Annotated in this window: 7 protein-coding genes; 4 read left to right on the top strand and 3 right to left on the bottom strand. The window is 57.7% G+C overall.

Annotated features, from left to right (window positions below):
• Positions 1–7 precede the first annotated feature (7 nt).
• The 4 genes from ACZZ0K_RS07325 to ACZZ0K_RS07310 are packed head-to-tail and all read left to right on the top strand — an operon-like array spanning position 8 to position 12,139.
• Positions 8–4,858 carry a Tc toxin subunit A-related protein gene (locus ACZZ0K_RS07325; protein WP_463559031.1) on the top strand — a complete coding sequence of 1,617 codons (4,851 nt, stop codon included), beginning with the start codon at positions 8–10 and terminating at the stop codon, positions 4,856–4,858.
• Positions 4,855–9,120 carry a SpvB/TcaC N-terminal domain-containing protein gene (locus tag ACZZ0K_RS07320; protein WP_463559030.1) on the top strand — a complete coding sequence of 1,422 codons (4,266 nt, stop codon included), beginning with the start codon at positions 4,855–4,857 and terminating at the stop codon, positions 9,118–9,120. The genes ACZZ0K_RS07325 and ACZZ0K_RS07320 overlap by 4 nt, the downstream gene beginning before the upstream one ends.
• Positions 9,060–9,464, top strand: a complete 405-nt coding sequence (locus ACZZ0K_RS07315) for a hypothetical protein (RefSeq protein WP_463559029.1) — start codon at positions 9,060–9,062, stop codon at positions 9,462–9,464. The genes ACZZ0K_RS07320 and ACZZ0K_RS07315 overlap by 61 nt, the downstream gene beginning before the upstream one ends.
• Entirely contained in the window at positions 9,461–12,139 is a 2,679-nt protein-coding gene (locus tag ACZZ0K_RS07310) for an RHS repeat domain-containing protein (RefSeq protein WP_258706921.1), read from the top strand. Before ACZZ0K_RS07315 ends, ACZZ0K_RS07310 begins: the two co-directional genes overlap by 4 nt.
• A 135-nt stretch (positions 12,140–12,274) precedes the next feature.
• On the opposite strand, the gene ACZZ0K_RS07305 is transcribed toward ACZZ0K_RS07310, so the two are convergent.
• From ACZZ0K_RS07305 to ACZZ0K_RS07295, 3 genes are read right to left on the bottom strand one after another with little or no spacing between them, the layout of a single operon-like run.
• The gene (locus ACZZ0K_RS07305; RefSeq protein WP_016775286.1) at positions 12,275–14,017 is read right to left on the bottom strand and encodes an ABC transporter substrate-binding protein; all 1,743 of its coding nucleotides are present in this window, start codon (positions 14,015–14,017) and stop codon (positions 12,275–12,277) included.
• 47 nt (positions 14,018–14,064) lie between these two features.
• The gene (locus tag ACZZ0K_RS07300) at positions 14,065–14,337 is read right to left on the bottom strand and encodes a DUF2160 domain-containing protein (RefSeq protein WP_038861868.1); all 273 of its coding nucleotides are present in this window, start codon (positions 14,335–14,337) and stop codon (positions 14,065–14,067) included.
• Positions 14,338–14,347: 10 nt separating this feature from the next.
• Positions 14,348–15,148 carry a carbohydrate ABC transporter permease gene (locus ACZZ0K_RS07295; RefSeq protein WP_073471306.1) on the bottom strand — a complete coding sequence of 267 codons (801 nt, stop codon included), beginning with the start codon at positions 15,146–15,148 and terminating at the stop codon, positions 14,348–14,350.

Genomic DNA, 15,148 nt, shown 5'->3' with positions numbered 1-15,148 from the left:
AACGATCATGACGACTGCCTTCGATGCGCCGCTTAACGAAGCACTGCGTGACGCGATGCTCGCCCTGTATCTGCACGAAGCAATACCCAGCGATCCCTACCTGATCGAGCAAGGGCTGGCTCAAACGATCAAGACCGCCAACGACCTTTATGAATTCTGGTTGCTGGATGTACTGGTCAGCCAGGATGTCCCGACCAGTCCGGTGGCCTGCGCCATTGCCAGCTACCAACAGCAAATCAACAGCATGATGCTGAACCTGGAGCCCGGTTACAGCGATGACAGCTTTATGCCTTTGCAAACCAGCACCTGGCGCGACGGCCTCAATCGCTACTCGATCTGGCCCGCCCTCCAGCAGTTGCGCACGTTCCCGGACATCTATCTGGACCCGACTTTGCGCCTGACCAAGAGCGCCAGTTTCGAGCAACTGGAGAATGACCTCAACCAGGCGCAGATTCAGCCCGAAACAGTACAAACCGCAGTGCTGGCTTACCTTGCCAGGTTCGAAGAAATTGCCAACCTGAAAATCTGCAATGGCTACATTGACGGGGAAGATTTTGCCAACAGTACTTATTATTTCATCGGCAAATCCCCTGCCGAAAATGCTTATTACTGGCGCTCACTGGACATGTCGCAGCGCGCGGTCAAAGCGCCCGCGAGTGCAGCAGGCGAAACCCCGGTCAAATATGACAAGCCGCTGCCCAATGCCTGGTCGGATTGGCAAAAAGCCAACGTGCCCATTTCGGAAAAGGCGCTGGAACACACCATTCGCCCGTGCTGGTTCAACAATCGTCTGTTCGTGATCTGGGCCGAGCTGGAGCTTCAGGATGCGGACGCCATGCAGGCCCCCGTTGACGGCAAGGCCGACCAGAGCGTCAAGGTCAATCCCAGGTTCCGCCTATATGCCAGCTACAAGAAATATGACGAGACCTGGAGTACGCCGCGGGTCTATATCGAGAGTTATTGCCAGACCAAAGCGCTGATCGAAAAACCGCAGGAAGAAATTGCGGAGCAAACCCAGACCATTGCGGTGTATGACCACTCGACGTCACCTGAGTCGATGGTGCTCATGCTGTATTCGAACTATCAGGGCGTCCCTTCCGAGATTCCGGGCGATGCAGATACCTATGATTTTCTGCGAACGGTACAGATAGACAAGAACTTCAATGTGACACCGCTGCCACCGTCATTCGGGATGGCGCCGGAGGTCAGACCGGCCTCACCTCCCTCCGTCGAGGTCCTCAAGAACGGCGAAGCCCACGTGAGGCTGATCGGCAATATTTTCGCCAATGGCAACGCTGGTCGTTTCCAATACTGGCTTCCCTCCGGCACGCCAATGTTTGGTGCAGTCGAGCACCAGACACCGGATAGCGAAAAGACCACCTGGGATTATCAGGGGTGGCAGTCGCGAATCGAGACCAGCGTGAAAGACGTCGACTTTGTCTATAACCGGGCGGCGTCCAATATCGAGTTGACCGCAAGGCTGGCGGCAGGATTCAACAACCTCCTGATTTTCAAACTTTCCGTCTTCGACAAACACGACGAAAACAAGGAGCTCATCAAAGTTACGCTGGTGTTCGATCCTTCGGAAAATCACCTTGAAGTTCCGCTACTTCCAGGCTCCATCATTGAACCTGTTGGTACCGACTTCATGGATGTCGCAGATACGGCATTCTGTTTCAAGGGCTACCCTGATCGGCTGCGTAGCTTGATCGCCGACCCTGTCGGGAATCCGACTGAATTTACGGTACCCGCCACCAAGCAAGGAGAAACGGCGTGCCTTGCAGGTAAACATGCAAATCGAAGGGTGCTCTATGAACTGATCGGCTCCAGCATGGTTTTGTTTACGTCCTTTTGGCGTTCTACCACCGATCACAATGAAATCGATCTTCATCCTTCAGCAGGGCGCTATAACAGCAGCGTGGGCTACCAGTTTTTCATCGCACACCCGCTGAATGTTCTGTCAACAAAGCCGCCTGAAACATTCAGCGCAATGCGCAAGCTGGCGTCTACAGCCATCGTCAATAGCCTGTCGAAGGACTCCTCGCTGACTTATTCGTTTTCGGTCGATCAATCCACCCTCCAGCCCGACGGCTGGCCAGTGGAGTGGCCTGAGGATCCAAAGGAACTGAAAATCCCGCTGATCTATGGTGTTCTGGTTTATCACGCAGGCTCCTTGGCAACCACGCTGATTGGCGGAGCACTCAAGGCGCTGACCGTTGAATGGGCAGAAGTGCCTCCCTCAAACTTGCAAATAGCGCCCAGCATCAACAGCATGATCGACCCGTCTCTGGGGGACAGCCCTTCTTTGGGCAAGGCGCAATTCATTGACTTCAGCGGCTCCGGCATCGAGTTGAGCGACGGGCAGGAACCCGAAGGATCACGTCGGGCCGCTGTGCGCATGAACACCACCTTCGCCCGGCAACTGATCAACCTTGCCGAAGGCGGCATGGAACCTCTGCTGAGCTGGGAAACCCAGACCCAGCACACAGAACCACCTATCCCGGACGGTCAGGGATCGCAAGCCATGGATTTCTCGGGCGCTTACTACCTGTATTTCCTGGAACTGTTCCTGTACCTGCCCTGGCTGGTGGCCTACCGCTTGAACGAAGAGCAGCAGTACGACGAAGCGAAACAGTGGCTTGCGTATCTGTTTGACCCGACACGACAAAGCGCGGACCCGGGACACCCCGGTTACTGGCAGGCCGTACCGTTGGAAGAGCCGGTATGGCCCGGTCCGGTCGACCCCAGCCTGGCCATTCTGTACCCGGACGATCCGCATCAGATTGCCTTGAGTTTTCCGGTGCACTTTCGCAAGGCGCTGTGGAAACTGTTTATCGAGATCGAAAGCCGCCAGGCTGATCTGGCGTATGCAGAGTTGACGCCGGACGGCCTGGCTGAAGCCAAGATGCGCTACGTCCACATCATGGATCTGCTGGGACCGCGCCCGGATGTACGCCAGATCGACGAATGGTTGCCGCTCACGCTCGACGAATTGAGTTCGTCGAAGAATGTGCAACTGCGTCAATTCGAACAGCGCCTGATCAGCGCCCACCAGCAGCTGCAACAACAGCCACCTTTGCGTATCGGCAGGGCCACGGCTTCGCAGCCTGCACCACTATTGTGTCTGCGGCCTGACGGCCATGACCCGCTACTGGCGAGCGCGGACACTGAGTATTTCCGTCGGCCCTTCAACCCCGAACTGATCATGCACTGGGATCGAGCCGAAAGCCGCTTGTTTAACCTGCGACATAACCTCGATATGGCCGGCGCTCCGCTGAACCTGCCGTTATTCGCCACGCCGCTGGATCCGCGCGCACTGCTCGCCGCGTGGGGCCAAGGCTTGTCCGGGGCAGCACTCAGCCGCTTGTTGAACCCGCAGATTCCCCATTGTCGCTTCAGTTTCATGTTCGCACTCGCGCAGAACGCGGTGGACAGCGTGATCGCGTTCGGCGCCACGCTACTGTCGCTGATCGAACGCAAGGAGCAGGCGCAGTACCTGGAACTGCAACAGCAGCAGGCGTGGAACCTCGCGGAGATGGCGGTGCAAATACAGGTTCAGGCCGAGAAGATTGATGAAAAAAACAAGGAGGCGTTGCTGGCGAGTCAGGACACCATTCTGGACCGAGTGAGTTATTACGAGAAATTGCTGAAAGACGGTGTCAGCACCTTGGAAATCGGCGCGGGAGCTTCTTACCTGCTGGGAAGTCTCGGCCAGACCGGAGCGACGATTGCCCACGGAATCGGCCAGGCAATGACTGTAGCACCGAACATATTTGGCATGGCGGCCGGTGGCGCACGCCTGGAAGGTGCTGCCAACGGCTTCGCGGCCCATATGCAAGCGTTTTCACACGTTGCGTATGGCGCAAGCCAAACCATGGATCGCATCGAACAATACCGGCGCCGCGCCCAGGAATGGACCCAGGCCCGCGACCAGGCAAAACTCGAAGCCGAGCAAATCAAGGCCCAGCTTGCCGTCTCCGACGAACAACACAAAGCCACGCAACTGCAACTGCGCCAGGCGCGAGCAGCACTCAACCAGGCCAAGGCCACCCACGATTTCCTGCTGAGCAGCAATCGTTTCAGCCGATCGCAGACCTACGACTGGCTCAACAGCAAATTCGCCGGTTTCTACCATACCGCCTTCACCAACGCACAATCGCTATGCCAGGCCGCTGAGGCCTGCTGGCAATACGAAATGGGCGATTTCACCCGAACCTTTGTCCATCCCGGCGCGTGGAATGCCACGTACCGCGGCCTCGGTGCCGGGGAAGAGTTGAAGATGAGCCTGCAACAGATGTACAGCCAGTACGTGCAGCACAACCGCCGCGATCTGGAAATCAGGAAAACCGTGTCACTGAAGGATTTGACCGGCAAGGATCCGAGTTCAACCATCAATAAACCGTGGGCACAGATCAAGCAATCGCTGATCGACAACGGCACGTGTGAATTGGAACTGACTCAGCAAATGTTCGACGATGATTACGCCGGGCAAAATCATTACCTGCGCCGGATCAAGACTATAAGCGTGACGCTACCGGCCGTGCTCGGGCCTTATCAAGATATTCGGGCGGTGCTGAAACAGACCTACAGCAAAGTTGAAATGGCTCCCGCGATCGGCAGCAGCGTCAAAGAAAACCTGCGATCCAGTCAACAGATCGCCCTGTCGAGTTCGCTGGAAGACAACGGCATGTTTCAGCTCAACTTCCAGGACGAACGCTATCTGCCATTCGAATACACCGGCGCGATTTCACGCTGGATCCTGACGTTTCCCAAGGGTCAGGAGCACATACTCCAGCGCTTGCCCGACATCATCCTGCATGTGTGCTACACCGCGAGATGCGAAGGCGGTTCGCTATGAACGAACAGCCGCCGCCGCAACAGTCGACAATGCAGATCAACACACCGAGCCTGCCCAAGGGCGGCGGCGCCATCCAGAGTATTGGCAAGGGATCGGCCGGCGTGGGTACCAAAGGCACTGCGTCGCTGGAACTGTCGTTGCCGATTTCCACCGGACGCGGTTTTGTCCCGCCATTGGGTCTGGGCTATAGCAGTGGCACGGGCAACAGTTCCTGCGGGATTGGCTGGCAGTTGACGGTTGACGCGGTGACCCTGCGCACGGTCAATGGCGTGCCGACTTATGACGGCACTGACCAGGTCGTGGGGCCTGACGGTGATGTATGGCTGCCCGAGCGCAATGAAAGCACCGGTGAATTGATCTTCCGCACCACTGAGCAATACAACGGCTTGCCCCTGACGACAGCGTATGACGTCGTTCGCCACTGGCCACGGGTCGAGGGTGCATTCGCCTTGATCGAACATTGGTCGAACGAGACCGAAAAAGCCGGTTTCTGGCTGATTCACGGTGCCGACGGCAGCCTGCATATCTATGGCACCACCGCCAATTCACGCCGGGCCGACCCTGCCGACCCGCAGCGCGTCGGCGTCTGGATGATCGACGAAAGCCTCAATACCCGCGGCGAACACATCATCTACGAATACAAGGCGGAAACCGAACTGCCAGTCGCTCCGCAGTATCGCGACTATCGCGCTCAGCGCTATCTCAAACGCGTGTGTTATGGCAACGAAAAAGCCTCAGCGCACCTGTATGCCTGGGACAGCGGTAGCCGGGAAAAACAGTTGTGGCACTTTCAACTGGTGTTCGACTATGGCGAACGCAGCAGCGATCTGGAACAAGTGCCAACGTTTGAAGAACAACAGCCATGGGCCGAGCGCAGCGACCCTTACTGGATCTACGCCTACGGTTTCGAGCTGGGCAACCGACGCCTGTGTCGACAAGTGCTGATGTTTCATCACTTCCCCAAAGAGTTGGGCGACCATCCGGTTCTGGTGCAGCGCCTGCTCCTGCAATATCGCCTCAGCCCACTGGGTTACAGCCATCTGAGCGCGGCGCATCAGCAGGCCTATGACGGCCTCGGCCAGATCGAAAGCCGACCGCCAATGGAGTTCAGCTACAACACGTTCGACCTCGCCCCGCAGCCGCAGGGCTGGAAAGAATTCACGGCCATGCCCGGCCTCGACGATGGTCATCAATATCAGTTGGTTGACCTGTACGGTGAGGGCCTGGCGGGTGTGCTCTGCCGTTATGACCACGGCTGGTATTACCGCGAGCCGATGCGCGCAGAGACCGGCAGCGATCAGATCGAGTACAGCGAGTGGAAACTTCTTGAAGGCGTGCCGATGTCCGACGCCGGCAAACCCGTGCATCAGTCGCTTACCGATCTGACCGGCGACGGCAAGCTCGACTGGGTGCTCGCCGCGCCGGGCATGTGCGGATTTTTCACCCTCGACCCAGACCGCAACTGGTCAGGGTTCGTGCCCTTCGATGCATTTCCCGGCGAATTTTCCCACCCGATGGCGCAGATCGCCGACTTGCTGGGTGACGGCCTGAGCGACCTGACGCTGGTCGGCCCGCGCAGCGTGCGTTTGTATGCCAATCGTCGCGCGGCTGGCTTCGCCGAGGCCGTCGACGTGCCGCATGCGGAAAAAACCGCCGCAGGCGATGATGATGAGCTGCCTGTGCTGAGCAATACACCGAGCGAAATCGTTGCATTCGCCGATCTCATCGGCAGCGGTCAGCAACATCTGGTGCGGATCCGTCATAACGAAGTCAAGTGCTGGCCGAATTTGGGACATGGTCGTTTCGGCAAAGGCTTTGTGCTGTGCACCCTGCCCTTTGCCTACGATGAATTCAACGCCTCACGGGTCTTGCTGGCGGATCTCGACGGCTCGGGTGCGGCTGACCTGATCTACATGGAAGCCGAGCGCCTGCGTATTTTCATGAACCATGCCGGCAGCGGTTTCGCCCAAACATCCATTGATCTTCCCTGGCCTGAGGGCCTCGCCCATGACGCGCTCTGGCAGGTCACCAGCGCAGATCTGCAAGGCCTGGGCTGCTCGAGCCTGGTGGTGACATTGCCGCACATGTCGCCCAGACACTGGCGTTACGATTTCGTCGACGCCAAACCCTATCTGCTCAACAGAAGCTGCAACAACATGGGTTGCAGCGCCAGCGTGAATTACCGCAGTTCGGCGCAGGAATGGCTGGATGAAAAACGTGAGCAACAGGCAGCCGGTGTTGAAAATCCAGTGTCCGGTCTACCAATGGCCATGCACCTGGTACACGAGCAAATCCAACATGATGAGATCACCGGCAACACACTGACACAGCTCTTCAGCTATCGCGGCGGTTATTACGACCGTTTCGAGCGCGAATTCCGTGGTTTTCGCCTGCTGCTGCAAAGCGACACCGAAGCGTCAGCAACCGAGTTCACCGCGCCGATTCTCAGTAAGACCTGGTTTCACACAGGCGAAACCATCGACCCGTCAAGAACCGGTTATTACAGCCGTGACGATGATGCGGTCGATCTCAAACCCACACTGCTGCAGCTCTATCACTTCAATGATCGCATCGCGCAACCTTTCACCGAAGCCGATGAGGAGACTGCGCGAGAGATCGCCCGCACCCTGAGCGGCCGAGTAATGCGCTCGGAAGTGTTCGCCGCCGGTGACGACGCGGCGACCGCAGTCCCCTATGTGGTCCAGGAACATCGCTATGGCGCACGGGTGCTGCGCCCCAAAGGCAAGTACCAGCCTTATGCAGTGATCTTGCCCCTGGACGCGGAATCCATCAGTTATCAGTACGAACCGGCAATTGCCGACGATCCGATGTGCCAGCACCAGTTGAATCTGGAATGGGACCCCTACGGCCGTGTGGTGCATGCTTTCACGGTGAACTACGCGCGACGCAAAACCAGCAGCGATGCGCCGCCGTTCACTGAAGAGCATCAGCAGAACTGGTGGAAGGATGCTCATGACGATGCGCAGCAAAAATGGTACCTGACGCAGCTCCGGTCAGAATCGATTCATTTGCCCAATGACGAGGCCTGGCGCCTTGGATTGCCCTGCCGCTTGCGCAGCAATTCGCTGGTGCTGGAAAAAGCGGCGCTGAGTGCTGCAACGATCCACCATGAACATATTTTGCTAATGGCCCGCGAGGATGGCGAATGGGCGCAGCAAGCAGTGTTGTCTGCATTGACGCTGCAGCGCTACATCGACCCTCGCAGCGGTGCAACGCTGGATCCGGGCGCCGCGACTTTCGAGGGTTTGCCCGCCTACATGGAGACGGCCGAACTGGACGCCGTCGCCCTCAGCGCATATGACAAACTCGAGGTGGATGGCCAATTACCCTTCAACCTGAAAGAGAAACTCGAATCGCAGGAGGTCGGTTACCACATCATGCCGCTGTTCCTGCCCGAGCAAGACCACGGTCCGATCGATGATCCTGACGATGCGAAGAACTATCTGTGGTCAGTGCACAGAGGTTTTCCCACCTACCACACGCTAGACGGCTTTCATAACGTGCAGAAATACCGTGAAACCCGCAGTCACGGCGAAACCCTGATTACCTATGACGCGTATTGGTGTGTGACAACCGCCGTGACCTTACCGGACGGCTGCACTACCCGCAGCCTCGACGTGGACTACCGCACCTTCCTCCCTGCGGCCATTGAAGATGCCAACCGCAACCTGCAGGAAGCGCGCTACAACGCTTTCGGCGAGCCGCTGGTGAGCAGTTTCCACGGCACCGACCTTGGAGAACCGGTGGGTTTTGACCCGCTGCAAACCTACGTCCCGCCGGCAGACCGCGATCCGGCCATTGCCATCGCCGATCCGAAACAAGCCATTGGCAACTTCGCCCGTGCCGCTTTCTGGGATACGTTCAGTTGGATGGGTTGCATCTCCCGCACGTCCTCACGCTCCCAAGAGTGGTGGGACTGGGCGAAAAGCCAAGGCTACATTCTGCCCGAAGGACACATTTGCGATCGCGCCCGACAGTACCTTGCCGCTGTGGAAAATCCCGATCGGAATGAAACCGAACTCCAGCAGCAAATCGATAATGCACAGCGTGAGCCCGTGTATGCCGTCTCTCTGGTGGCCGACCGCTATCCGCTTGATCCCGATCTGCAAGTGCGAGTCAGCATTGCTTGCCTGGACGGTTTCGGCCGCACTCTGCAAACCAAACATGAGGTCCCCCGGGCGTGGCCTGGCAGGTCGATGACAACGGTGAGTTGGTCCTCGACGACAATGGCAAACCAATAGACGCCCAGGCCCAGCGACGCTGGCGTGTCAGCGAGCCAGTGGAATACAACAACAAAGGCCAGACTGTGCGGATTTACCGGCCCTACTTCGCCGATCAACCGCGCTACATCAATGATCGCTCGATGCGCAAGCATGCTTTTCACGACCAGCAGTTCTACGACGCGGTGGGCAGACCGACCGCAACCGTGCTGGCGAAGCAAATGCTGCAAGGCAATCCACCGACGCTCAAACCCCTGCGCCGGGAAGTCTGGTACTGGATCTGGTGTAACGTCGCCTTCGACGAAAATGACCTGTTCGACCCGCCGCCGGAACAACGGCGACGCAACTGGTGGACAGGAAGGTGAGCACGCATGCGCAGACACCGCATCTTAGCGTCACTGATGCCCGAGGCTTACCGGTGCGGCAGGTTGCCTACTGGCGCGAAGATGGCAGCGAATCTGAAGCGCGCATCACCGCGGTTCAGCATGACGTTGCCGGGCGACGGGTGGCGCAGCGCGATCCACGATTGTTCGCCGACGCATCAGCCCCCGCCAATCTCAGGACGGTTTACTCACTGACCGGTCAGGTGCTGATCACGCTCAGCGTCGATGCCGGATGGCGCGTCAGTCTGTGGGGCGAGGCGCGTCAACCGCTGCACGGTTGGGATGGCCGGGGTAGCGTGCGCAGCATCGAGTATGACGAACAGCTGCGACCACTGGCTGTGTTCGAACACGCCGATGACGGAAAACCTTTGTGCACGGAGCGATATGGTTATGCCGGCAGCAATCCGACATTTGCCACGCGGAATCAGTGCGGACAGATCATCCGCCTCGATGATCCGGCCGGCACGCAGTTGTTCGAACAGTTCGGATTGACCGGTGGAATCATCGCTCAGTCTCGACGCTTTCTGCGCTCACTCGACCCTCCTGACTGGCCGGTATCGCTCAGCGAGCGTGACAAATTGCTCGAAGACGCGCCTGCCGCCACGAGCTACTCGCGTTTCAACCCGCTCTCGGAAACCATCGAACAAATCGACGCCAGAGGACACCGACAGCTTTTCAGCCAGACCCTGGACGGCCAGTTGCGAGACGTTCGACTGCAATTGAAGGGCATCGCGCCGAAAACCCTGGTCGGCGCCATCCAGTACGATGCCCAAGGACATACCCTTCGGGAAACCGCTGACAACGGAGTGATCACCACATTGGACTACGCCGCCGAGGATGGCAGGCTGATCAGCCTGCAAAGCCAGCGCGGCAATGACATCCTGCAAGACCTGCGTTATGTCTACGACCCGGTAGGCAACGTGCTGAGTATTGAAGACGCCGCCCTCCCGATTCGATACTTTGCCAACCAGCGCATCGAACCGGTCAACCGCTACCGTTATGACAGTCTCGATCAGTTGATCGAGGCCACGGGTTGGGAGGCCGGTCAGACATCGAAGTTTTCACTGGCAGATCCTGCAGCGATCGCCAATTACACCCAGACCTATCACTATGACTGCGGTGGCAATTTGCTCAAATTGATCCACGACGGCCCACAAGGCCACGGTCACCGCCTGGTCGCCGCCAAGCACAGTAACCGCTGCTTGCCGGTGCGCGATGGCATGGACCCGGGCGAGGAAGATTTGCGCAACGGCTTCGATGCCAATGGCAATCTGCTTGGCCTGCAACCAGGACAGACTTTCAACTGGGACTTGCGTAACCGATTGCGTGAAGTCCGGCTGGTTTTGCGTGAAGACCGTTCGGCTGATAACGAGCAATACCGATACGCCTCAGACGGCATGCGCGTGCGCAAAGTGCGGCTGATGCAGACCAACGCTAAAACGCTGATGAACGAAGTGCGTTATCTGCCGAATCTGCAAATCCGTACCCACAGTGGTACGGGAGAAATACTGCAGGTGATCAGTGTCCAGGCCGGGCGCAGCAGCGTGCAGGTGTTGCACTGGGAATCCGAACCGCCCCAAGGCATCGACAACGATCAAGCGCGTTACAGCCTCAACGACCATTTGGGTTCCTGCACCCTGGAACTCGACGCCACGGGCAAGCTCATCAGTCAGGAGCGATACCACCCTTTCGGCACCACCGCGTGGTTTGCCGGGCGTAGCGAAATCGAGACAAGCTATAAAACGCTGCGCTATTCGGGCAAAGAGCGGGATGCGACCGGGCTTTATTATTACGGGTTCAGGTATTACGTGGCGGGTTGGCAGCGATGGTTGAATCCGGATCCGTCCGGGGCGATTGATGGTCTGAATCTGTTCAGCATGGTGAAAGGCAATCCGTTGGCCTACTTCGATACTGATGGGCGAATTCGTGAAGGCGTCAATGAGGAGTACCCGACTCAAGCGACCATCGGATCTTCGCCTTCGCCGCAATCATCAACGCCATTTTCAGCAAACTCTGTCATTAACGAAAGCACGAGATTTGGATTTCCTGATACACCACCATTGTCTCCAGAAGTAAAGAGCGCAAGCCACTCCATCGAAATGTTGATGGAGAAAGTGCAATTGACCGATTCTTCGCTGAAGAACAAGCCAACGTCGATTGCCGATGATATTGGTGGTCGCCCTGCTATAGGCGGCGGGGGCGAAGGAGAAATATACGAAAGCGCCGACGGAAAACATGTCTATAAAAAGTTCAGAGGAGCCGACAAGCGAAACAGTATTCCGGGGTATGTAAAAACCGAAGCCGAGGGTTTCAATGCTTACTATGGAGCAGGCTCGGCGACGGCACTTATTGAAGACAATCAGAGTTACCTCAAGATGATAAAACTCGATGGCATCCCCCTCGGCGACATCAAGAAAGGTTCCATTCCGGCAAGCGGCGCCAATGCACTTTTGGAGATGTTTAATGAAATGGAAGCAAAGGACCTATATCACCAGGATGTACAGGACCATAATTTCCTCTGGTCGGAGAGAGATACTAAAGTTTACCCCGTCGACATGCAGCCGTTCCCCTTTGAGCTTGCCCAGTACACGATAGACTCATACGAGCGAAGTAAAAAACAGTTGCTGACTCAATTTGCTCGCAACGTGAAACGCTGACTTCCATTCCCTCAAGCCCTTGATGGAATGCGCGCACCTCAAAACATATGGAAGCCAGGTTGCTATTGCTTCAGATCGATGGGAAGAAAGCTAAACGGCACCTTCCGGTGCCGTTCGCTTCTTACATTTCCAACATCATTTACGCGCATCCGCCCAGGATTTCAGCAGTTCGCTATAGCTCACCGTTTCGCCCTTCGGCTTCTCGTTAGCCAGTTTCGGCTTCGGTGCGCCCGGTTGATCGAACCAGTATTGCGCATCGCGTTCCGGGTTCATCTTCGGCGCGCAAGTGGCCTGGGCCTTGGAGCGTTCGAGGCGTTCCATGATGCGGTCCTGATCCTTGGCCAGGCCATCGAGCGCCTGTTGTGGGGTCTTCTCGCCGCTGGCGGCTTCGGCGATATGGCTCCACCACAGTTGCGCCAGACGCGGGTAGTCCGGCACGTTGGTGCCGGTCGGCGACCATTGCACGCGGGCCGGGCTGCGATAGAACTCGACCAGACCACCGAGTTTCGGCGCCAGATCGGTCATCGCCTGCGAGTTGATGTCCGACTCGCGAATAGGTGTCAGACCGACGATGGTTTTCTTCAGCGAAACAGTTTTCGAGGTCACGAACTGCGCGTACAGCCACGCCGCGAGTTTCTGTTTCTCAGGCGTGGATTTCATGAATGTCCACGACCCCACATCCTGATAGCCGAGCTTCATACCCTCTTCCCAATACGGGCCTTTAGGCGACGGCGCCATGCGCCATTTCGGCGTGCCGTCGGCGTTGACCACCGGCAGGCCGGGTTTGGTCATGTCGGCAGTGAACGCGGTGTACCAGAAAATCTGCTGGGCGATGTTGCCCTGCGAGGGCACCGGGCCGGACTCGGAGAAGGTCATGCCGGCCGCTTCCGGTGGCGCGTATTTCTTCAGCCAGTCGACGTATTTGGTGGTGGCAAACACGGCCGCCGGGCCGTTGGTGTCGCCGCCACGGGTCACGCTGGAGCCGACCGGGTGGCAGTCCTCGACGCGGATCCCCCACTCGTCCACCGGCAAGCCGTTGGGCAGTCCCTTGTCGCCGCCACCGGCCATGGAGAACCAGGCATCGGTGAAACGCCAGCCCAGCGACGGGTCTTTCTTGCCGTAGTCCATGTGGCCGTAGACGCGTTTGCCGTCGATTTCCTTGACGTCTTCGCTGAAGAATTTGGCGATGTCTTCATAGGCCGACCAGTTCACCGGCACGCCTAATTCGTAGCCGTACTTTTCCTTGAACTTGGCTTTCAGATCGGCGCGCTCGAACCAGTCGGCGCGGAACCAGTACAGGTTGGCGAATTGCTGGTCGGGCAGTTGATAGATCTTGCCGTCCGGCGCAGTGGTGAAGGAGATGCCGATGAAGTCCTTGATGTCGAGGGTCGGCGAAGTGAAGTTCTTGCCCTCGTTGGCCATCAGGTCGGTGATCGATTCGGTCTTGCCGTAGCGAAAGTGCGTGCCGATGAGGTCGGAGTCGTTGACCCAGCCGTCATAGATGTTCTTGTCCGACTGCATCACCGTCTGCATTTTCTCGACCACGTCGCCTTCCTGCAGCAGGTCGTGGGTGAGTTTGATCCCGGTGATTTCGCTGAAGGCCTTGGCCAGCACCTTGGACTCGTATTCGTGGGTGGTCAGGGTTTCGGAAACGACCTTGATGTCCATGCCGCGAAACGGCTCGGCGGCCTTGATGAACCACTTCAGTTCTTCAAGCTGCTGTTCGGCCGTCAGGGTCGAGGGCTTGAACTCGCTGCCGATCCATTTTTTCGCAGCATCTTCGTAGGCGTCGGCCCAGGCAGATGCGCTCAAACCGCTGAGTGCCAGCATGGCTGCCAATGAAATGCTATGTCGCAGCTTATTGTTTTTATCGAACATAGAGACCTCCTGTTTAAGTTGTGGAGCCGCGTTGCCGAACGATTCGACTAGCCCCAACGCATCACAGCCAACAGCCACACCAGGGACAACGCGGACGCCACCCAGATGCTCCAGTCGGTGACGCCGATTACCAGCAAATGCAGGTAGGCGCTGCCGAGAAGACCGATAAACAAGCGATCGCCACGGGTGGTGGCAATCGGCAGAAACCCGCGCCGCAGAATGCTCGGCGAGCGCAATTCCCAGGTGGTCATGCCCACCAGAATCAGACCGATGCCGATGAAGAACGCGGCGGTCGGTGTCGTCCAGCTCATCCATTCCATCATCAGCTCCTCAGACTCGACCGAGGGCAAAGCCCTTGGCCACGTGGTTGCGCACAAACCAGATCACCAGCATGCCCGGCAGGATGGTCAACACCCCCGCTGCTGCCAGCACGCCCCAATCGATCCCCGATGCCGACACCGTGCGCGTCATCACTGCCGCAATCGGCTTGGCGTTGACCGAGGTCAGCGTGCGCGCCAGCAGCAGTTCGACCCAGGAAAACATGAAGCAGAAAAACGCCGTGACGCCGATACCGGAACCGATCAACGGGATGAAAATCTTCACGAAGAACTTAGGGAAACTGTAGCCGTCGATGTAGGCCGTTTCGTCGATCTCCTTGGGCACGCCGGACATGAAACCTTCCAGAATCCACACCGCCAGCGGCACGTTGAACAAGCAGTGCGCCAAGGCTACGGCGATGTGCGTGTCGAACAGGCCGATCGACGAATACAACTGAAAGAACGGCAGCAAAAACACCGCCGGCGGCGCCATGCGATTGGTCAGCAGCCAGAAGAACAGGTGTTTGTCGCCGAGGAAACGATAGCGTGAAAACGCATAGGCCGCCGGTAACGCCACGCTCAGGGAAATCACCGTGTTGAGGCTGACGTAGTACAGCGAGTTGAGATAGCCGGTGTACCAGCTCGGATCGGTGAAGATCACCTTGTAGTTCGCCAGCGTGAATTCCTGTGGGAAAAGCGTCAGGCCGCCGAGGATTTCGGTGTTGCTCTTGAACGACATGTTCAGCAGCCAGTAGATCGGCACCAGCAGGAACAGGATGTAGACCAGCAACGGAATAAGCTTTTTCTTGCTCAT

The organism is Pseudomonas sp. AC255 (assembly GCF_979258175.1).
Note: the sequence above shows the minus strand (reverse complement) of the source record. Positions and strands in the feature narration are given on the sequence as shown.